At 68.2% G+C, this 17,682-nt stretch carries 20 protein-coding genes; 13 read left to right on the forward strand and 7 right to left on the reverse strand.

The window, feature by feature from the left end; all coding sequences use genetic code 11:
- Nucleotides 1–83: 83 nt before the first annotated feature.
- The 6 genes from M5E06_RS34635 to M5E06_RS34660 are packed head-to-tail and all read right to left on the reverse strand — an operon-like array spanning nt 84 to nt 5,254.
- Complete coding sequence (locus M5E06_RS34635) at nt 84–752, reverse strand: flagellar hook assembly protein FlgD (protein ID WP_252142132.1); 669 nt, start codon at nt 750–752, stop codon at nt 84–86.
- 20 nt (nt 753–772) lie between these two features.
- Nucleotides 773–2,149 carry a flagellar hook-length control protein FliK gene (locus tag M5E06_RS34640; protein ID WP_252142133.1) on the reverse strand — a complete coding sequence of 459 codons (1,377 nt, stop codon included), beginning with the start codon at nt 2,147–2,149 and terminating at the stop codon, nt 773–775.
- Between the two features lie 5 nt (nt 2,150–2,154).
- Nucleotides 2,155–2,892 (reverse strand): MotE family protein, encoded by a 738-nt coding sequence (locus M5E06_RS34645; RefSeq protein WP_252142134.1) that lies wholly within the window; start codon nt 2,890–2,892, stop codon nt 2,155–2,157.
- On the reverse strand, nt 2,889–3,518 hold the full coding sequence (locus tag M5E06_RS34650; RefSeq protein WP_252142135.1) for a DUF6468 domain-containing protein: 630 nt from the start codon (nt 3,516–3,518) through the stop codon (nt 2,889–2,891). Before M5E06_RS34650 ends, M5E06_RS34645 begins: the two co-directional genes overlap by 4 nt.
- On the reverse strand, nt 3,499–4,692 hold the full coding sequence (gene fliM / locus M5E06_RS34655) for a flagellar motor switch protein FliM (protein ID WP_247870819.1): 1,194 nt from the start codon (nt 4,690–4,692) through the stop codon (nt 3,499–3,501). Before fliM ends, M5E06_RS34650 begins: the two co-directional genes overlap by 20 nt.
- Before the next feature lie 19 nt (nt 4,693–4,711).
- On the reverse strand, nt 4,712–5,254 hold the full coding sequence (locus tag M5E06_RS34660; protein ID WP_252142136.1) for a flagellar basal body-associated FliL family protein: 543 nt from the start codon (nt 5,252–5,254) through the stop codon (nt 4,712–4,714).
- Between the two features lie 188 nt (nt 5,255–5,442).
- Between M5E06_RS34660 and fliF the strand changes: the two genes are divergently transcribed.
- The 7 genes from fliF to M5E06_RS34695 all read left to right on the forward strand — a co-directional run bounded on the left by fliF (nt 5,443) and on the right by M5E06_RS34695 (nt 11,188).
- Nucleotides 5,443–7,161 carry a flagellar basal-body MS-ring/collar protein FliF gene (fliF, locus tag M5E06_RS34665; RefSeq protein ID WP_252142137.1) on the forward strand — a complete coding sequence of 573 codons (1,719 nt, stop codon included), beginning with the start codon at nt 5,443–5,445 and terminating at the stop codon, nt 7,159–7,161.
- A complete protein-coding gene (locus M5E06_RS34670; RefSeq protein WP_252142138.1) occupies nt 7,161–7,835 on the forward strand; it encodes a FliH/SctL family protein in 675 nt (224 codons plus the stop codon). Before fliF ends, M5E06_RS34670 begins: the two co-directional genes overlap by 1 nt.
- 21 nt (nt 7,836–7,856) lie before the next feature.
- A complete protein-coding gene (gene fliN, locus M5E06_RS34675; protein ID WP_252142139.1) occupies nt 7,857–8,195 on the forward strand; it encodes a flagellar motor switch protein FliN in 339 nt (112 codons plus the stop codon).
- A gap of 141 nt (nt 8,196–8,336) precedes the next feature.
- Nucleotides 8,337–9,122 carry a flagellar type III secretion system pore protein FliP gene (gene fliP / locus M5E06_RS34680; RefSeq protein ID WP_252142140.1) on the forward strand — a complete coding sequence of 262 codons (786 nt, stop codon included), beginning with the start codon at nt 8,337–8,339 and terminating at the stop codon, nt 9,120–9,122.
- A gap of 2 nt (nt 9,123–9,124) precedes the next feature.
- On the forward strand, nt 9,125–9,409 hold the full coding sequence (locus tag M5E06_RS34685; RefSeq protein WP_252142141.1) for a hypothetical protein: 285 nt from the start codon (nt 9,125–9,127) through the stop codon (nt 9,407–9,409).
- Nucleotides 9,410–9,418: 9 nt separating this feature from the next.
- Nucleotides 9,419–10,447, forward strand: coding sequence for a flagellar motor switch protein FliG (locus tag M5E06_RS34690; RefSeq protein WP_109152919.1), 1,029 nt, complete (start codon nt 9,419–9,421; stop codon nt 10,445–10,447).
- 30 nt (nt 10,448–10,477) lie between these two features.
- The gene (locus M5E06_RS34695) at nt 10,478–11,188 is read left to right on the forward strand and encodes a hypothetical protein (protein WP_252142142.1); all 711 of its coding nucleotides are present in this window, start codon (nt 10,478–10,480) and stop codon (nt 11,186–11,188) included.
- Nucleotides 11,189–11,201: 13 nt separating this feature from the next.
- On the opposite strand, the gene M5E06_RS34700 is transcribed toward M5E06_RS34695, so the two are convergent.
- Nucleotides 11,202–11,645, reverse strand: a complete 444-nt coding sequence (locus M5E06_RS34700) for a hypothetical protein (RefSeq protein WP_252142143.1) — start codon at nt 11,643–11,645, stop codon at nt 11,202–11,204.
- A gap of 388 nt (nt 11,646–12,033) precedes the next feature.
- Between M5E06_RS34700 and M5E06_RS34705 the strand changes: the two genes are divergently transcribed.
- The 6 genes from M5E06_RS34705 (at nt 12,034) to M5E06_RS34735 (ending at nt 17,328) form a co-directional block, all read left to right on the forward strand.
- Nucleotides 12,034–12,858, forward strand: coding sequence for a winged helix-turn-helix domain-containing protein (locus M5E06_RS34705; RefSeq protein WP_109154035.1), 825 nt, complete (start codon nt 12,034–12,036; stop codon nt 12,856–12,858).
- 183 nt (nt 12,859–13,041) lie between these two features.
- Nucleotides 13,042–14,286 (forward strand): flagellin N-terminal helical domain-containing protein, encoded by a 1,245-nt coding sequence (locus M5E06_RS35780; RefSeq protein WP_109154034.1) that lies wholly within the window; start codon nt 13,042–13,044, stop codon nt 14,284–14,286.
- Between the two features lie 194 nt (nt 14,287–14,480).
- Nucleotides 14,481–14,876 carry a flagellar biosynthesis regulator FlaF gene (locus M5E06_RS34720; protein WP_252142144.1) on the forward strand — a complete coding sequence of 132 codons (396 nt, stop codon included), beginning with the start codon at nt 14,481–14,483 and terminating at the stop codon, nt 14,874–14,876.
- On the forward strand, nt 14,866–15,330 hold the full coding sequence (locus tag M5E06_RS34725) for a flagellar biosynthesis repressor FlbT (RefSeq protein WP_252142145.1): 465 nt from the start codon (nt 14,866–14,868) through the stop codon (nt 15,328–15,330). The genes M5E06_RS34720 and M5E06_RS34725 overlap by 11 nt, the downstream gene beginning before the upstream one ends.
- Before the next feature lie 4 nt (nt 15,331–15,334).
- A complete protein-coding gene (locus M5E06_RS34730) occupies nt 15,335–16,126 on the forward strand; it encodes a DUF1217 domain-containing protein (RefSeq protein ID WP_109154031.1) in 792 nt (263 codons plus the stop codon).
- Between the two features lie 167 nt (nt 16,127–16,293).
- Nucleotides 16,294–17,328, forward strand: coding sequence for a hypothetical protein (locus M5E06_RS34735; protein WP_252142146.1), 1,035 nt, complete (start codon nt 16,294–16,296; stop codon nt 17,326–17,328).
- Nucleotides 17,329–17,682 lie beyond the last annotated feature (354 nt).

Consider the following 17,682-nt stretch of genomic DNA (forward strand, 5'->3'; position numbering starts at 1 on the left):
ACGCAGTGCATCCCCCTCACCCCGACCCTCTCCCCGGGGGGGAGAGGGGGGAATCCTCAGGGTGGAACGGGGCACACCACACCTCACGACGCCGACAACACTGCGCCGGAATCCACCGTGGCGCCGTTCTTCAGCACGAACTTGCTGGCGCCGTCGACGCTGCGTACCTCCGCCACCGTGTCGGTGACGACGGTCGCGGTGTTCAGCGCCTTGCCGTCCTTGTCCTTCGCCGTCACCCGCAGCGTATAGACGCCGTCCGGCGCGGTGCCGCCGCTCGCCGTCTTGCCGGTCCAGTCGAAGACCTGCCGGCCCGTCTTCAGCGACCCGGGGCTGCTGTAGACGACGCTGCCGGTGCTGGTCAGCACCTCCAGCTTCACACTGGCCGGCGTGCCCTCGACCGTGTAGGCGGCCTGCGCCTTGCCGTCGGTCAGCGACAGCTGGTCCGACGCCACCTCCACCTTGCGGCCGAGCAGGGCCATGTCCATGCGCATGCCGCTGCTCTTCAGCGTGTCCAGCACCTTGCCCAGCGTGTCGTTGGAGCGCATCGACTGCTCCACCGTCGACAGCTGCGCGAGTTGGGTCATGAACTGGGTGGCGTCCATCGGCGCCAGCGGGTCCTGGTTGCGCAGCTGGGCGGTCAGCAGCTTCAGGAAGGATTCGTAATCGACGGTGGGCTTCTTGTTCTCTTCCGTGGAGGCCGTCGCGTTCATCTTCGCGGCGGTCATCAGGCCGGTGCTGGGCGTGGTGGTCATGGCGGAAAGGTCTTTCCTGTTCAGACGGTTACGTCGACCAGCCCGTCGATCGGGCGCAGCGGCCGGTCGGCAACAGGCTCGGGAGCGGCCTCGGCCTGCACGCTCCAGCCGCCGGGGCGTCCGCCCTGGTCGGGAGCGGCGAAGCCGCGCGACTGCCCGTCGCCCTGAAGCGAGAACTGCAGGTTGGAACTGTCGAGCGACAGCCCGGCATCGCCGAGCGCGCGTTCCAGTTGCGTCAGGTCGCGCCGCAGCAGGGCCAGCGTGTCCGCCTGTTCGGCCTGGACGGTCAGCGAGACCTTGCCGTCGCTGACGTCGGCGACGACGCGGATGCGGCCAAGCTCCGCCGGGGCGAGGTCGATGTGGAACTCGCCGCCGCCGCTCTCCGCCACACGGACCAGCGGGGCGGCCAACTGCGCCATCGCCGGGCTGTGCGCGGTTGCAGCCCGGCCGGAGGCCGCGGCGGCGGCATAGTGGGTGGCCGCCTGGGCCGGCAGCGTCGGCACCGCCTCGAATCCGGTGGCTGCGGCATCGCCGCTGCCCGCGCTCGGCGGAGCGGAGAAGGGCGGGGCGGGATCCAGGCCGGCGAGGGCAGGGCCGGCATCGGGGGCCGGCTGCCCGGGCAGTGCGGATTGAGGGGCGGCAGGCGCGCCGGCGGTCTGCTCGGCCTTCCCGGCGGCGCCCTGACGACCGGCACCATGCGCGCCGCGGATGGCGGTGCGAGGATCGCTGCTTTCGTCGCGCCGGCTCTCGCGCCCGTCCGGGGAGGGGGGCGCTTCGGCAGACGTATTCGGCGCTGCGGCGGCCATGGCCGGCAAGCTGGCCTGCACGGTCTGGAGCGGCGCCGGCGCCTCGGCGGTCCGATCGGCACCGCCCTGTGCCGCGGCATCGGCGGCTACGGGTGCCGCCGTTTCGGCCTGTCCGGCCGGCGCATTGGGTGCGGACGGGGTGGGTGCCGGCTGCGGCGCGGTTGCCGGTGTGGTCGCGGCGGTCTGCCCGGCAGGGTGCTTGGCCTCGCCGATCGGCCCTGCCGCCTGCGGAGCGGCGGCACCCGGCGTCGTCGCCTTGCCGACCGTTGCCGTCGGTGCAGCCGTTGGCGGCGTCGCCGGAGCGGCGGCCACCATCCACGGCATCAGCGGAGCGTCGGTGCCGCTCGCCTGCACCACCGCCTGGGTGATCGCACCCTGCGCGGCGACGGGGTCGTCCGCTCGCGGCTCCTTGCGCTTGCGCAGCCGGTCAGGGCGGGTGCCGTCGTCGGGTTCCTCCTCCGTGGCCTCATCCACCAGACTGGCGAAGTCCTCGTCGCGCGCGTCGTCGCCGAACGAGCCGCCACGCTGGGCCGAAGCGGAGGTTGCGGCCGGCCGGGGCGGAGCCGAGACGGCATCGGGCATGCTGGTCATGGCGCTCAATTCGTCAGGGTGGGGCGCGGAATGCCGGCGGTGACGGGAACCGCGGCCCCCACCACCGCCGGAGCAGCCTTGCGGTCGCCGGGCAGGGCGCGGCGCTGCAGGATCAGCCGCGTCACCTCGCGCGCCTTGGAATCAGCCATCTCGGCCAGGATCGGGGCGGCGCGCCGCTCGGCGATGCGGTCCAGCACGTCCACCACGATGTCGGTTTCCATGTCGGTCAGGATGCGGGCGGCGTCGCGCGGCTTCATCGCCTCATAGATCGACACCATCCGCTTCAAATCCTCCTGCTGCAGGGTGGAGCGCTGGGTCATCAACGCCTCAACCTCGCGCTTCACGCCGTTCAGCCGCTGGATCTGCGTGCCGACCCGCGCCTCCGTCGCGGCGAGCACCGCTTCGGCCTCGCGCAGGCGGTTCTGTCGGCCGGCGCTGTCGGCCTTCTGCTCATCGATGGCGGCGCGCAGCAGCGGATCGGTGCAGTTCGGCGGCGCCAGCGCCACCGGCGGCGGCACTTCGGCGACCGGCGTCGAAACCGGCAGCGGAGCGGGTGCCGGAGCAGCCTCCGCCGCCTTCGGATCCGTTGCCTTCAGGTCGGTTGCCCACGGCCGTTCATGGGCGCCGAACTCGCGGTCGAACTGCTGGGCGATCACCGGGAAGCCATCGACCAGGGCGCCGAGCTTCAGCGGCAGCACCATCAGCACGGCGACCAGGGTGATGGGCAGAATGCGCGGAATCATGCCGACGCCTCCGACCCGACAGTGCGCAGCCGCGCGTAGAAGGCGCTGGCCGCCGCCTTCGCCGGACCGGTGGGAGCGGCGGTTTCGGCAGGCTGGCCCGCCACCGCGCGCAGAGCGGTTTCAAGCGCCCGGAACTCGCCATGATCCACCTCGGCCGCTTTCAATGCGGACACCAGGGGGGAGCTTGCCGGGGCCTCTGTGGTCACCTCGGCCGGCTTCGCCACGCCCTCCACGGCCTCGACACCCTCCGCCCGCGCCCGGTTGCGGGTGGAGCGCATGGCGCCTTCATCCAGGCGGCGCAGCAGGGCGCGGGCATGCTGAACCGACTCCTCCATGCGCGCGGTGGTGCGCTCGCAGGAGCCCAGGATCAGCGCCATGTCCTCCTTCATGCCCTTGGCGCGGTCGAGATCGTCGGACAGCCGGGCGGCGATCTCCGTCGCCGACGCCACCATGCGCTTCATTGAGGCGTCGGTGTCGTCGATCGACTTGGAGAAGGTCGACACCAGGGCGTTGATCTCGGACTGGCCGGTGCGCAGCAGCTTCAGCCGCTTGTTGACGATGACCAGATAGGCGGTCGCCGTGACCAGCATCACCGCCAGGGCCGCGTCAATGAGAAAGGAGACCATCGATCAGCTCCTGCTTGGTGTCGAGATCAGTGTCGATCTTCACCGCGATGTTGTCGTTGCGCTGTCCCATGTGTCCGGCGAACAGCGGGATGGTCTTGCTGAAGACCAGGACGGTGGAATCGGGATTGATGCGCAGCTTTAGCGACTGGCCCTTTTGCCAGGCCAGCACCTCGCCCAGCGGCACCTTGGTCTCCGCCAGCACGGCGACCAGCTCCAGCTTGGAGCGCATCAGCTCGTTCTTCAGATGGCTTTCCCACACGGTGTCATGGCCGAACTTCTCGCCCATGAACATCTGCACCAGCTTGCCGCGGATCGGCTCCAGCGTGGCGTAGGGGATGACGATGTCGATGTGGCCGGTGCGGCGCTCCACCTCCACGGCGATGCGCACGCGGATGATGGCATTGGTGGCGCGGGTGATGGTGGCGAACTGCGGGTTCACCTCCAGCCGGTCGAAGACGAAATCGACCTGCGCCAGCGGATCGAAGGACTGCCCCAGATCCTGCAGCACCACCTTCATCATCCGCTCGGTCATCTTGCGTTCGATGGAGGTGTAGGCGCGCCCGTCGATCCGCCCCGGCCTGGACCGCCGCCCGCCCAGCAGCACATCCATCATGCAATAGATCAGCGCGCTGTCGATGGTCACCAGCATCTGGTTGTCCCACGGCTCGGCGCGGGCGACGCCGATCAGGGCCGGCAGCTCGATGGCGTCCTGGAAATCGGTGTAGCGCAGCCATTCGATCTTCGACAGCGATGCCTCGACGTTGGTCGACGCGAACTGGCGCAGCGAGGTGTTCAGCATCCGCACCATGCGGTCGAACACCACGTCCAGCATCGGCAGCCGGTCCTTGTTGACCGTGGTCGAGCTGACCAGCCGCTGGATGGCGCTCATCTCCGGCCCGCCGCCTTCCGGCGCGCCGAAATTCAGCAGCCGGTCGATCTCCTCCTGGCTCAGCGTCTTGGTCTCGCCGCTCAGCGCCTGCTGCATCGCCTCGGCCATTGCCTCGGCCTCTGCGGCCTCTGCTGCGGCGGGCGGAGCGGGCGCGGCGGTCTGCTGTGCCGCGGCCAGTTCCCACGCGGCGTCGGACCAGTCCGCATCCTCGACCTCAACGGGCTGAGGGGCGGCCATGGATGGGGCGGCCATGGACGGGGTGATCGGGGCGGGGGTATCGGTCATCCGGTGCCTCTGGAGGTCGCTATTGCGTGAGCAGGCTGCGCAGCAGAACGTCGGTGACGACGTCGCGCCGGCCGGCGGGGTCGGACAGGATCAGGTTGAAGCGGCGCCTGATCTCGCTGCGCAGGCGGTGCAGCCCGGCCGACCCTTCCAGGTCGTCCTGGTCCAGGTTGCGCAGGAATTCCTGCAGGCTGTCGGTCAGCTGCGGCATCGCCTGTTCCAGCGTCTGGCGGTCGTGATGGGCGACGGTCAGCGACAGCCCGATCTTCAGGAAGCGGGACGGCGTGTCGCGGCGCAGGTTGACGACCAATTCCGGCATGTCGACCACCACGTCGGCCGGCGCGGTCTCCGCTGAGGGCACCCAAAGCCGCTCCACCGCCTGCGTGCCCGCCGCCAGCCAATAGCCGCCGATCCCGGCCGCCGCCACCGCGCCCAGCGCCACCAATCCTGCCAGCAGCCGGGCGACCGGCAGGGCGATCACCAGGATCCGCCCCGACCCGCGCAGCCTGTTCAGGACTTCGCCCCGCGCCGCCGCCGTACCTGCGATGCCAAGTCGTGTAATCATCGCTCCATCCCGCCGGACATTGCCGAAAATTTTAGTCAATCAAGAAACGGGTAAAGTTTTAGAAGTTTTGTCTTCAGCACCGCTCCCGTTTTTTACTCCGCTTAAAAGTCGCGCCGTTAGCGTGACGGGGTGTGCAGGGCGAAGACTAGGCCCGCCGATTTTCAGAAACTTTAAAGGTGCGGGGAACCGTGGACAGTCTGATCGACACCTTGCGGTCGTTGGGGCGCGGTCGGCTGCTCGTCCTGGCGGGCACCGGGCTCGGCATCGTCCTGGCCGTCGCCGGCATGGCGCTGCTGCTGTCGCAGCCGCACATGACCGCGCTCTACAGCGGCCTGGAACCGGCGGAGGCCGGCCGCATCGCCAAGGCGGTGCAGGAGATGGGCGTCCCGGTCAACGCCGGCTTCGATGGCACGACGATCAGCGTGCCGCAGGCCGACGTCTCCCGCGTCCGCATGGCGCTGGCGGAAAAGGGCCTGCCGTTGCACGGCGGCGTCGGTTACGAGCTGTTCGACACCGACAAGCCGCTCGGCATCACCAGCTTCATGCAGCGCATCAACCGCCTGCGCGCCATGGAGGGAGAACTCGGCCGCACCATCGAAACGCTGTCCGGCGTCGAGGCCGCCCGCGTCCACATCGTCCTGCCGGAACGCGAGGAGTTCTCGCGCAACGCCCCCAAGCCGACCGCGTCGGTGGTGGTGCGCATGCGTGGCCGGGGATCGATGGACCGCAAGCAGGCCCTGTCGATCCGCCACCTCGTCTCCGCCGCTGTGCCGAACCTGAAACCCAGCGCCGTGACGGTGATGGATTCCTCCGGCGAGCTTCTGCTGACCGAGGATGACGGCCCCGGGCTGGCCTCGGCCCGCACCGACGGACTGCGCGTCGCGGCGGAAACCCGCGTCGCCCGCGCGGTGGAGCAGATGCTGACGGCCCGCCTCGGCGCCGGCAACGTCCGCGTCCAGGTCGCCGCCGAGGTGGAGACCAAGCGCGAGGTGGTGCGCAGCCAGACCTTCGACCCCAACAGCCAGGTCGTCCGCTCCACCCAGACGGTGCAGGAGCAGGACCGCAGCCAGGACACCAACGGCGAACCGCCGGTCACCGCCGAACAGAACCTGCCGCAGCGCGACGTCCGCGCCCAGTCGCAAGGCCCGCAATCCTCCAACGACAGCAAGCGGCAGGAGGAGACGGTCAACTACGAGATCTCCAACGTCAGCCGCGAAACGGTGATCGAGCCCGGCGACGTCCGCCGCCTCAGCGTCGCCGTGCTGGTCAACGGCACCTGGAAGACCGCCGCCGACGGCACCCGCCAGTACGAGCCGCGTAGCGCGGAAGAGCTTCAGCGCCTAAGCGAGCTGGTCCGCTCCGCCATGGGCTTCAGCGAGGCGCGCGGCGACCGGGTTACGGTGGACAATCTGGAATTCGTCGATCTCGCCCCCGACCTCGCGCCGCGCCCGCTGGGCGACGAGATCGCCGAGACGTTGACCCGCAACATCATGACGCTGATTCAGTGGGTGATCCTGCTGGTGCTCTCCGCCCTGGTGATCCTGGTCGGCCTGCGTCCGCTGATCCGCCGCGTCTTCCCGGCGCCGGAGCCGGTGGTGGCGGAAGCCCCGGCGCTGGCCGCCCCGGCCGGCGGCGCCATGCCGCAATTGACCGGCCCGGCCAATGCGGCAACCGCCGCCGCCGGTGCGATGCCCGCCGACGGCGAGGAAGCCGACCCCGCCCTGGCCGCCGCCCCGATGGCGCCGCAGCTGGGCATCGAAGAGACGATGGACCAGCTGATCGAGCTGCGCACCGTCGAGGGCCGCGTCCGCGCCTCCTCCATCCGCCGGCTGGGCGAGCTGGTCGACCAGTATCCGGACGAGGCCATCGATATCCTGCGCTCCTGGCTCTATGAGGAGGTGGCGTGATGGCCGCCTACCCGCGCTACCGCTTCGACCACCGCTTCGGCGCCCCCGTCGCGGTCGCGGAGCCTGCCGAGGTAGAGACCGTCGACCCGCTCGACCTGCCGACTTTGTCGGAACGCGAGCACCGGGCGGCGCTGGACAAGGCCCGCGAGACCGCACTTGCCGAGGGGCTCGCCCAGGGCCGCCGTGACGGCGAACTCTCCGCCGCCCGCCGCATCGAGGCGGAGCTGTCCGCCACCCTCGACCAACTGGCCCAGCGGATGGCGGCGCTCGACGCCGACCATGCCGCCCTGATGGAGCGGCTGGAGGCCCAGGGCGCCTTCGTGCTGCTGGCGCTGGTCCGCCGCATGGCGCCGCGCCTGCTCGATCAGGTCGCCCGTGCCGAGGTCGAGCGTCTCGCCGCCGACGCCCTGCGCACCGCCGGACAGGCCCCCGTGCTGACCCTGCGCCTTCACCCCTCGCTTTGTCGCCCGCTGGAAGAGCGGCTGGCCGGGCAGGGCGTCTTCCAGGGCCGTCTCGATATCCAGGGCGACCCGGCGCTGGCGGTCGGCGCCGTGGAGGCGAGCTGGGGCGCCGGCTCCCTCCGCCGCGATCCCGCCGCCATCGAGGCCGCCGTCGCCGACCTCACCGACCGCGCCGCCGCCGCCCTGACACCGGCGCTGTCCTCCGACCTTTAACGATCCGAAGCGAGAACCCTCATGCCTCCCTTGAACCTCGACATGCTCGACGACGATCCCAAGCAGGCTGAGAAGGCCGTCGAGCGGAATGGCGACAAGCCTTACGACGGCCCGATGAACGCGATCTACAACGTGCCGGTGGACGTTCAGGTCGTCCTTGGCCGCACCAGCATGCTGGTGGCGCAACTGCTGAAGCTCGGCCGCGGCGCCGTGCTGGAGCTGGAGCGCAAGGTGGATGAACCGGTCGAGGTGCTGGTCAACCACCGTCTGGTCGCCCGCGGCGAAGTGGTGATCGTCGAGGACCAGCGGCTGGGCGTGACCCTGACCGAGATCGTGCGGACCGAGCTGGAGATCGACTGAGCAGAATCCCCTCTCCCCCCGGGGAGAGGGTTAGGGTGAGGGGGACGCGCGGCGGCCCTTTCCCAAGAATCCTACTTATGCATCCCCCTCACCCCGACCCTCTCCCCGGGGGGAGAGGGGGAACCCCCCGAAAGTCCCCGCATGCGCCTCCGCCCCCTGATCCTCCTCCTGGCCCTCCTCCTCGCCGCCGGCCCGGCCGCGGCGGCGCCGCTCGACCTCAACCTGGGCGCGCTGGGATCGCTGACGGATGGCGCCAGCCTGTCGGGGCGCATCGTCCAGGGCATCGTGCTGCTGACGGTGCTCAGCGTCGCGCCCGGCCTGCTGATCATGGTCACCTGCTTCACCCGCATCATCGTCGTGCTGTCGCTGCTGCGCTCGGCGCTCGGCCTGCAGCAGTCGCCGCCGAACATGGTGCTGGTCAGCCTCGCCATGTTCCTGACCTTCCACATCATGGGGCCGGTGATCGACAGCGCCTGGCAGGACGGCCTCCGCCCGCTGCTGAACGAGCAGGTCACCCAGGAACAGGGCTTGGAGCGCATGATCGAGCCGTTCCGCGGCTTCATGGCCTCCCATGTTCGCGAACGCGACCTCGCCGCCTTCGCCGCCTTCACGGCAAAGCCGAAGCCGGCCACCGAAGATACGGCACTGGCTAAGGACGAGCGCCCGGTGACGGCGGAAAGCGTCGATCTGCGGCTGCTGATGCCGGCCTTCCTGCTGTCGGAACTGCGTCGTGCGTTCGAGATCGGCTTCCTGCTGTTCCTGCCCTTCCTGGTGATCGACATGGTGGTGGCGGCGATCCTGATGGCGATGGGCATGATGATGCTGCCGCCGGTGATGATCGCGCTGCCCTTCAAGATCATCTTCTTCGTGCTGACCGACGGCTGGTTCCTGATCGCCGGCAGCCTGATCCGCTCCTACGGGGTGTGAGGATGGACGACGCTCCCGCCGATCCCCCTGCCAGCCCCCCCGCCAGTTTGGCCGACAGCCTTCTCGCCCTGGCCCGCCGCCGCGGCGTCGCGGTGCCGGAGGACGGCTCGGTCGCCGGGCTGCTGGCCGCTCTCGACCCCAACCCGCTGATCCCGCACCCGCTGCTGCTGGTGGCCGGTGCGGTGATGGCGGTCGCCTTCCGCCACGACCGTGCTCTGGCCCTGCCGCCGGCCGACGCGTCCGGTACCGCCCCGCCCTCCGCCCCCTCCGCCGATTATTCCTTCTGAGGTGACGCCATGGGATCGCCGATCAAGATCCGTGAGAACTACAAGAGCCTTACCGGCATCGAGAAAAGCGCCGTCATCTTCCTGGCGCTGGGCGAGGAGCGCGGCTCGCGGCTGATGGAACGGTTGGACGAGGATGAAATCCGCCTCGTCAGCCGGGCGATGGCGACTCTTGGCAACGTCACCTCCAATCTGGTGGAGACGCTGATGCGCATCTTCACCGAACGCTTCGCCAATGCCGGGTCGGTCGTCGGTTCCTACGACAGCACGGAGCGGATGCTGAACCGCTTCCTGCCGGCCGACCGCGTGACGGAGATCATGGGCGAGATCCGCGGCCCCGCCGGCCGGACCATGTGGGAGAAGATGTCCAATGTGAACGAGGGGGTGCTCGCCAGCTATCTTGCCGGCGAATATCCCCAGACGGCGGCGGTCATCCTGTCCAAGATGCGCGCCGACCACGCCGCCAAGGTGCTGGTCCTGCTGCCCCCCGCCATCCGCACCGAGGTGATCGAGCGCATGATCCAGATCGAGTCGGTGCAGCGCGAGGTGCTGCTGGACATCGAATCGATCCTGCACAACGAGTTCATGGCGAACTATGCCCGCACCCACGGCAACGATTCGCTGGAGCGGATGGCCGACATCTTCAACCGCATCGACCGCGAGACGCTGACCGAGATTTTCGACGATCTGGAAACGGTGATGCCGGAGCCGACCCAGCGCATCAAGCAGCTGATGTTCACCTTCGAGGATCTGATGCGGCTGGACCGCGTGTCATTGCAGGCGGTGATCCGCCGTTGCGACACCGGCCAGCTCGCCATCGCGCTGAAGGGGGCGCCGGCGGCCCAGCGCGACCATTTCCTGTCGGTTCTGTCGGAGCGCGCCCGCCTGATCCTGCTGGACGAGATCGAGAACATGGGTCCCTTGCGCATGCGCGACGTCAACGACGCCCAGGGGGAGATCGTCCGCGTCGCCAAGGCGATGGCCGACGACGGCACCATCATCATCCCGCAATCCGACGACGCCGACACCGTCGTCTATTGAGCGGAACGGCAAGCAATGGGAACCAACTGAATGGCTGGGCGCGACCTCGTCCCCCGGCATGTGCCGCCGCCGGAACTGCTGGCCGCGCAGTTCGCCGCGACGCCGTCACCCGCCCCGCGCGCCACGGATGACGGGGACGAGGCCGGACCGCTCGTGCGCCGCCTGCTCGACCTGCTCGATTCGCTGTCGCCGGACGATGCGGCGCTGGCGCGGGGATGCCTGCCGCGCTGCGATTCGACCTTCGGCGCCGCTCTCGCCCTATTCCTGGCGGCGACGGCAGAAGGCTGCCGCGGCTGGCTGGGACCGGAGGCGGCGGCCCGGCTGGAGGATCTCGACGGCGGGCTGCTGCTCGACGACAGCGACCGGGCGCTGGCCTCGCGCTTCCAGCCGGTGGACGGACGGCTGTGGCGGCTGTCGCGCGTGCCGCTTCTGGACAGCGACGACAGCCTGCTGTGCGCCGTCGGCATCGAAGACGGCCTGTCCGACCGCATCACCCTGGTGCTCCAGGCCCGGCCGCAGCGGCTGGGTCCGGTGCAACTGATGGCGACGCTCGTCGGCCGCCGGCTGGACGTAACCCTGCGTCTGGCGACGGGATTGCCGTCCTCCGCCCTGGCCGACCTTCACGAGACCTTCCGCGCCGCCCTGACCGACTGCCGGCTGGACGGCGCGCTGACCGTCGGCCCGCTGGCCGACGCCTGGCTGGGACTGGACCGGCCCCTGTCGTCCGATCTGGCGCTGTAGCCGGTATCCCCCCTCAAATCTCCCTGACCGGCCTGATCTGGGTCGGCCCGCCCGGAGCGGGAAGCGGCGGCGGCAGCGTCCGCAGCGAGTTACGCGCGGCCTCGCGCATCGCGGCATAGCCGTCCTCAGGGAAGTGGTGGATCAGCGTCCGGTAGGACGCGCGCGCCACCTCCGTGCAGTTCAGGATCCGGAATTGGTCGCCCTGGCGCAGCAGGGCCACGGCCTCGTCGGTCTTCGGGTGGCCGGCGATTGACGACGCCACCGCATACCACCGTCCATAGGCCGACCACATGTCGCGCACCGCATCGCCGTCGCATTGACCGGCGGTGAGCGCTTTTTCAAGGGCTTGGCGGTAATCGCTGTCGGGCGCCTGCGACAATTGCGCACAGCCCGCCAGCACGGACAGGCAAGCAGCGGCGACCGCCGCCGGCAAGACGGGTGCCTTCGTTCCGGACATGGAACCTCCTCAAACGCGGATGCCCGGCGACGCTAGGGCATCAGGGTTAAACCAGCGTTCATATTCATGAGGAGTGGTTTTCCACCCGATTACTGTCGTTAACCATGGCTGGCGGGATGATTGCTGATTGCTTGTGATGATCATTATAAAGTCATGCCAAATTTCAAAGTAAAACCCGTGTTACATAAAAATTTATCCAGTGTTTATCCAAACGAAAATATTAAAACGGGGTAAAACGCTCGAATGTCCTATATCAACTCGGCTACCCCAAAGTGTTGACACATCGCCTTTCGATGGGTTCTTTTGGGGCTGTGATAAGCATGTGACATCAACGCAATTGCGTAAAAATCAATGCTTTATCTGCGCTTGCTCGACAATGGAGAATCCAATGCAGGCTTTGCTGATTGAGCCAGCCGATCTGATCGCCGACGCCATCGGTAAGCAACTCGCCCTGTGCAAGGTTAACCATGACCGTTTGGACCTGAATGGCCTGCGCGATCTGGTGGGCGGGCATGGCTCCATCGACATCGGACATGACGCGATCATCATCGGCGACGTCGGCGATACCGAGGCCTGCGTTGCCATGCTCCGTGCCCGCAACGTGACCGCCGCGATCATCTGCCTGATCGAACGCCGCTGCGCCAACACCACCGCCGGCATCCTGCGGGCCGGGGCGGACGACGTGCTGGTGAAGCCGGTGGTCAGCACCGAGATCCGCGCCCGGCTGGAGGCGATCCGCCGCCGTTCCTACGGGCTGACCAGCAATGCGGTCACGGTCGGCCGCCTGACCGTCTTCCTCGACGGCCGCGACCCGGAGGTGGACGGCGAGCGCCTGCGCCTCAGCCAGCGGGAGCACGCGATCCTGTCGGTGCTGGCCCTCAACCACCGCCGCGTGGTGTCGAAGGAGCACATCTACGAGGAGGTCTACGGCCTGTCCGGCTCCGACCCGCTCGACAAGGTGATCGACGTCTATATCTGCAAGCTGCGCAAGAAGATCGACACGGCGACCGGCGGCGGCCGCTACATCGAGACGGTCTATGGCCGCGGCTACAAGTTCGAGGCGCCGCCCGACCATGTCGCTCCCGACCGCGCCCAGCTGATGCTGGACCGCTGGTCGAGCGCCGGCGGGCTGGCCGGCCCCCGCGTGCCCTTCATCCCGCCGGTGGTGCCGCGCAGCGCCGCCCCCGCCGCCACCCGCGCCATCGGGCGTTGAGCAGCGTTGAGCAGCGCCGACCACCCCGTCCGTCCCGAACACGTGCGATTTTTTACTCCGGCTTAAACCGGCTCGGTCATCCTCGAATTTGCCGCTCGCGCCCCCGCACAATGGATCGGGAAGGCCGGCGCGAATGGCCCCGGCGTCAGAAAGGCGCCATGCATCTCGCGAATGGAGATACCCATGGCCTCGATTATGACGAACACCTCCGCCATGACCGCGCTGCAGACCCTGCGTCGCGTGACCGGGGATCTGGAGACCACGCAGGACCGCATCTCGACCGGCCTGAAGGTGAACAACGCCAAGGACAACGCCGCCTACTGGTCGATCGCCACGACCATGAAGGCCGACGTCGCCGGCTTCAAGGCGGTGAAGGAATCGCTGGAGCTGGGGTCCGGCACCACCAACACCGCGTCGGTGGCCTCCAAGAACATCGTCGAGAACCTGCAGACGCTGAAGGCCCGTGTCATCGCCGGCCAGACCAACGGCGTCGACAAGTCGCTGATCCAGAACGACGTCGACCAGCTGGTGAAGCTGATCAAGGGCGCCGCCGCCGACGCCTCCTTCAACGGCGACAACCTGCTGCGCGTCGCCTACTCCAACGACGGCACGGCCAAGGACAAGAACGTCGCCATCCTGGCCTCGCTGAGCCGCAGCGACGGCAGCGTCGATCCGAGCTACATCGAGTTCCAGCGCCAGGACATGCGCGTGGAATCGATCGTCGGCAAGGCCACCATCGAGCAGCAGGTCGATTCGACCAACGCCACCAAGGCCAAGGTCGACATCAAGCTCGGCGCCCCCGGCGACACCTTCATCGACGGCCAGAACCTGGGTCTCGGCAGCCTGACGCTGACGGTGACCAAGGAAGACGGCTCCAAGGCCGATGTGACGGTCGACCTGTCGGCCCAGACCTACGACACCGATCTGGCGACCACCCAGGGCAACATCGCCACGGCGGTGAACACGGCCCTGACCGCCGCCGGCGGCGACTTCCAGGTCGCCTTCACCGGTGACACGCTGACCTTCACCGACCAGGACAAGAACACCGACGGCAACTTCACCGCCCAGGTGTCCGGCCTGTGGGTCGGCTCGAAGGAGAGCGACGCCTTCGGCGGCCTCGCCGATCTGACCCAGATCGACGTGGTCAACAACTCCAAGAAGTCGCTCGAGGTCATCAACAAGCTGCTCGACAGCGCCATCGGCAAGGCGTCGGTCATCGGCTCGATCGAGAACCGCGTGTCGGTGCAGAACGACTTCGTGTCGAAGCTGACCGACTCGATGAACAAGGGCATCGGCGCCCTGGTCGATGCCGACATGAACGAGGAATCGAGCCGCCTGCAGGCCCTCCAGGTCCAGCAGCAGCTCGCCATCCAGGCTCTGTCGATCGCCAACCAGGGTCCGCAGAACATCCTGTCGCTGTTCCGCTAAGTCCCTGATGGGCGGCGTCATCGTCCAATCCCCTGGACGATGGCGCCGCCCCGTCGGCCATGCCCGTTCACACTGCCCGCAGCAGGAGCGGAGCGGGCATCGCCGACGGCCGGCCATTCGCCCGTCCTTATAAAGACCCACCGCAACCGGTCCGGCTTCCCGCCGCCAAGGACCCCCATCGCAGGGGTGCGCCCATGAGCATCGCCGCCTACCACCAGACCATCGCCGAGTGCGACGATCCGCGAAAGATCGAGTACCGGGTGTTCCTGCGGATCACCCTGGCGCTGGAGAACAACCGCAACGCCGACTGGCGCTCCGCCGCGCTGAAGGACGCGCTTTGGCGGAACCTGGAGCTGTGGAACGCCCTGCGCGCCGACCTGCTGGAGGACGGCAACGCCCTGCCGGAGGCGCTGCGCGCCGGTCTGGTCTCGCTGTCCTTCGCGGTGAACCGCAACACCCAACGGGTGCTGCGCGGCGAGGGCGGCATCGACCTGCTGCTCCACATCAACCGCTCGGTGATGCGGGGCCTGCAAGGGGCGGCGCAGGGTGCACGCGAGCTGGCGACGGAGGATCTGTCCTATGGCACTTAAGCTGCGCCTGAAGCCGTGCGAGCGGGTGGTCATCAACGGCTGCGTCGTGCAGAACGAGAACCGCCGCTACACCCTGACCATCTCCAATTTCGCCCAGATCATCCGCGGCAGCGACATCCTGCAGGAAGAGGATGCGGTGACCCCGGTGCGCCGCGCCTATTTCCTGATCCAGAGCATGCTGCTCGACCCCACCGTCGCCGCCAGCGGCAGCGGTGCGGCGGCGGAGATGATGGCGCAGCTCTACACCACCTTCACCCGCCCGGACATCCAGGACCGCATCGCCCGCGCCATGGGCCATATCGGCGAGCGCGACTATTACAAGGCGCTGTCCGCCCTGCGTCCGGTGATGGAGTATGAAGGCACGCTGCTGTCGCCGGCCCCCTCCGCTCCGGCGCCGTCCATCCAGGCCCCTTCCCTCCAGACGGACGGCATCGGCCACCACGCGGGGAGCTAAGGCCATGACGACGCTGGTCGATCTGCGCATGGTCAGCAAGAACCACGACCGCTACGAACAGGCGGTGCGCAGCCGCCCGGCGGTGCAGCGCGCCATCTCCTATTTCCAGGACAACATCGGCAAGATCACCAGCACCGAAGACTTCATGAAGGACGACAAGCTCTATCGCTTCGTCCTGGACGCCTTCGACCTTGGCAGTCAGGCGAAGTCGCGCGGCCTGATCCGCAAGGTTCTGGAAGAAGGGGTGAGCGACCAGTATTCCACCGCCAACCGGATGAGCGACACCAAGTTCCGCGAGATGGCGACCGTGCTCGGCTTCGCCGAAAACGGCGGCGACAACCTGAAGCAGCCGGCCGTCGTCCAGGCGATCATCGACCGCTACGTCAACGTGACGCTGGAGGTCGAATCGGAGGACAGGAACCCGGCGGTGCGCCTCGGCCTCTATTTCCAGCGGCGGTCGTCGAACATCTCCAACTGGTATCAGGTGATGGCCGACAACGCCCTGCGCAAGGTGGTCTACACCACGCTGGGCCTGCCGGACCAGACGGCGCTGTTGGACGTCGACAAGCAGAAGGCGCTGCTGGAAAAGCGCATGGACATCGCCGACCTGAAGAGTCCGGAGAAGGTCGCCAAGTTCCTCGACCGCTTCGCCGCGATGTACGACATGCAGAATGGCGGCGCCACCGCGACCGCCGCCATGCCGTCGATCGGACCGATCTCCCGCAATGGCCGGGCCTCGGTCATTTCCATCGATCCGTCCATCACCATGACGCTGATGAGGTTCCCGCGCTTCTGACAGGCCGCGGGGCTCGGCCAAGCGGGAGGAGTCCAGCCGTGCAGCCGCCAGCCGGCATCCCCCAGGACCGCAGGTCCGGCGAATTACAAGACCGCAGGTCCGGCGACTTACAAGACCGCAAGCCCCGCGATCGCATCCGCCCGCCCGCCACCACCGGGGCCGCCGCCGTGCATTTGCGCGGGGCCTCGGCGACGGAGGAGGATGACGGGCGCGACGCCCTGCACATCCTGCCCTTGTCGATCCTGCCGCTGGAAACGCCGGGACTGCGCCGGGCGCGGCTGATCAAGAATGTCCGGCTGGAGACGGTGGCGGAGTTGTTCAACGACGCCCAGACCGGCAGCGGTCAGATCGGCCTCAACCAATTGTCGAAATGCTTCGGCATCGACGGCCCGGAGCTTCGCCGCGACCTGCGCAAGATCGTCCGGATCGGCGAGGCCGCCAGCTTCGACGTCTACAGCCTGCGGCTTGAGCTGCGCCGCCTGAACATCGACGTGGAAGGGGCGGACGCGCTGCGCCTGTCGGCCGCCAAGCGGGCGGAGCTGACCAGCTACATGCGCGTCTTCACCCGGCCGCTGGTGGAGCATGTCTATGGCGTGCAGGGCGCCGACATCGCCAGCATGGACGAACTGGTCCGCCTGTTCGCCCAGCCCGACCTGGAGGAGGCGCGACGCCGGCTGCAGATGACCGCCGACCGTCTCGACATCCCGTTGCAGGAGATCCCGGCCTTCCTTGAGGAATATGCCGACATCTTCCTGTCGCTGGCCTATTTCAAGCGCTGCCTGGACGACATCGTGCCCGACGTGCAGGGCTTCCTCGGCTGGATGGCGGAGCTGTTCCAGGTCAGCGAGGTGCGGCGCGATGTCCGCCAGCGCCGCATGCTGGATGAGATCGGCCATGATCTGACCGACATCGCCACCTCCATCACCGGGCGCTTCGAGAGCTTCGACAACCGGTCCCGCGATTTCTGGCGCGACATCAACCCGGAGAGCTTCCGCAGCATCCGCGACCTGATCGTCACCCATCACCTGACCATCGGCGGCGTGCTGTGCGGGTTGGCGGTGAAGATGAATCTGTGGAAGCACCGCTTCGCCCGCGGCGGCGGCCCGGTGCGCCGGCTGGAGTTCATCCGCTCGGAAATCCTCCCCGGACTGGCCCACATCAAGACCATCGAACAGGCGTCGCGCAACAACATGGGCCGGTGAGGGGATGCCCCCGGAAAATCGTCCCCACGCCCTTGTTTCAAACGCCGAACTCATCATTTAAGCCTGTGTGGGCGGCGACGCCATCACCCAAGCGACTTTCCCAGTGCAGTATCGCGTCACGAGGCCGCTTTCCCGGCCGGCGCGGCAACTTCGGTGACTTCCCTTGATCTAAGTTCCCCGGTTCGGCCTCCCGCCTCGGGTGTGCCGACGCTCTCCTCTCCGACCCCGTGACGCGCAGGCCGCCGCGACCCTCCCCCGTGCCGTGGCGCCGCCGGTGGGGTCGGAGAGGACCCTTCTTTTTTCCCAAATTCCGAGCTTCGCATCCGCGAGGGATGCGCGCATGCCCCGCGCATC

It is taken from the genome of Azospirillum sp. A1-3 (assembly GCF_023806445.1).
Taxonomy (GTDB): Bacteria; Pseudomonadota; Alphaproteobacteria; order Azospirillales; family Azospirillaceae; genus Azospirillum.

Coding starts and splice junctions, on each gene's coding strand:
- M5E06_RS34635 (WP_252142132.1), bottom strand. CDS start 752: ATGACCACCACGCCCAGCACCGGCCTGATGACCGCCGCGAAGATGAAC.
- M5E06_RS34640 (WP_252142133.1), bottom strand. CDS start 2,149: ATGACCAGCATGCCCGATGCCGTCTCGGCTCCGCCCCGGCCGGCCGCA.
- M5E06_RS34645 (WP_252142134.1), bottom strand. CDS start 2,892: ATGATTCCGCGCATTCTGCCCATCACCCTGGTCGCCGTGCTGATGGTG.
- M5E06_RS34650 (WP_252142135.1), bottom strand. CDS start 3,518: ATGGTCTCCTTTCTCATTGACGCGGCCCTGGCGGTGATGCTGGTCACG.
- fliM (WP_247870819.1), bottom strand. CDS start 4,692: ATGACCGATACCCCCGCCCCGATCACCCCGTCCATGGCCGCCCCATCC.
- M5E06_RS34660 (WP_252142136.1), bottom strand. CDS start 5,254: ATGATTACACGACTTGGCATCGCAGGTACGGCGGCGGCGCGGGGCGAA.
- M5E06_RS34670 (WP_252142138.1), top strand. CDS start 7,161: ATGGCCGCCTACCCGCGCTACCGCTTCGACCACCGCTTCGGCGCCCCC.
- fliN (WP_252142139.1), top strand. CDS start 7,857: ATGCCTCCCTTGAACCTCGACATGCTCGACGACGATCCCAAGCAGGCT.
- fliP (WP_252142140.1), top strand. CDS start 8,337: ATGCGCCTCCGCCCCCTGATCCTCCTCCTGGCCCTCCTCCTCGCCGCC.
- M5E06_RS34685 (WP_252142141.1), top strand. CDS start 9,125: ATGGACGACGCTCCCGCCGATCCCCCTGCCAGCCCCCCCGCCAGTTTG.
- M5E06_RS34690 (WP_109152919.1), top strand. CDS start 9,419: ATGGGATCGCCGATCAAGATCCGTGAGAACTACAAGAGCCTTACCGGC.
- M5E06_RS34695 (WP_252142142.1), top strand. CDS start 10,478: ATGGCTGGGCGCGACCTCGTCCCCCGGCATGTGCCGCCGCCGGAACTG.
- M5E06_RS34700 (WP_252142143.1), bottom strand. CDS start 11,645: ATGTCCGGAACGAAGGCACCCGTCTTGCCGGCGGCGGTCGCCGCTGCT.
- M5E06_RS34705 (WP_109154035.1), top strand. CDS start 12,034: ATGCAGGCTTTGCTGATTGAGCCAGCCGATCTGATCGCCGACGCCATC.
- M5E06_RS35780 (WP_109154034.1), top strand. CDS start 13,042: ATGGCCTCGATTATGACGAACACCTCCGCCATGACCGCGCTGCAGACC.
- M5E06_RS34720 (WP_252142144.1), top strand. CDS start 14,481: ATGAGCATCGCCGCCTACCACCAGACCATCGCCGAGTGCGACGATCCG.
- M5E06_RS34725 (WP_252142145.1), top strand. CDS start 14,866: ATGGCACTTAAGCTGCGCCTGAAGCCGTGCGAGCGGGTGGTCATCAAC.
- M5E06_RS34730 (WP_109154031.1), top strand. CDS start 15,335: ATGACGACGCTGGTCGATCTGCGCATGGTCAGCAAGAACCACGACCGC.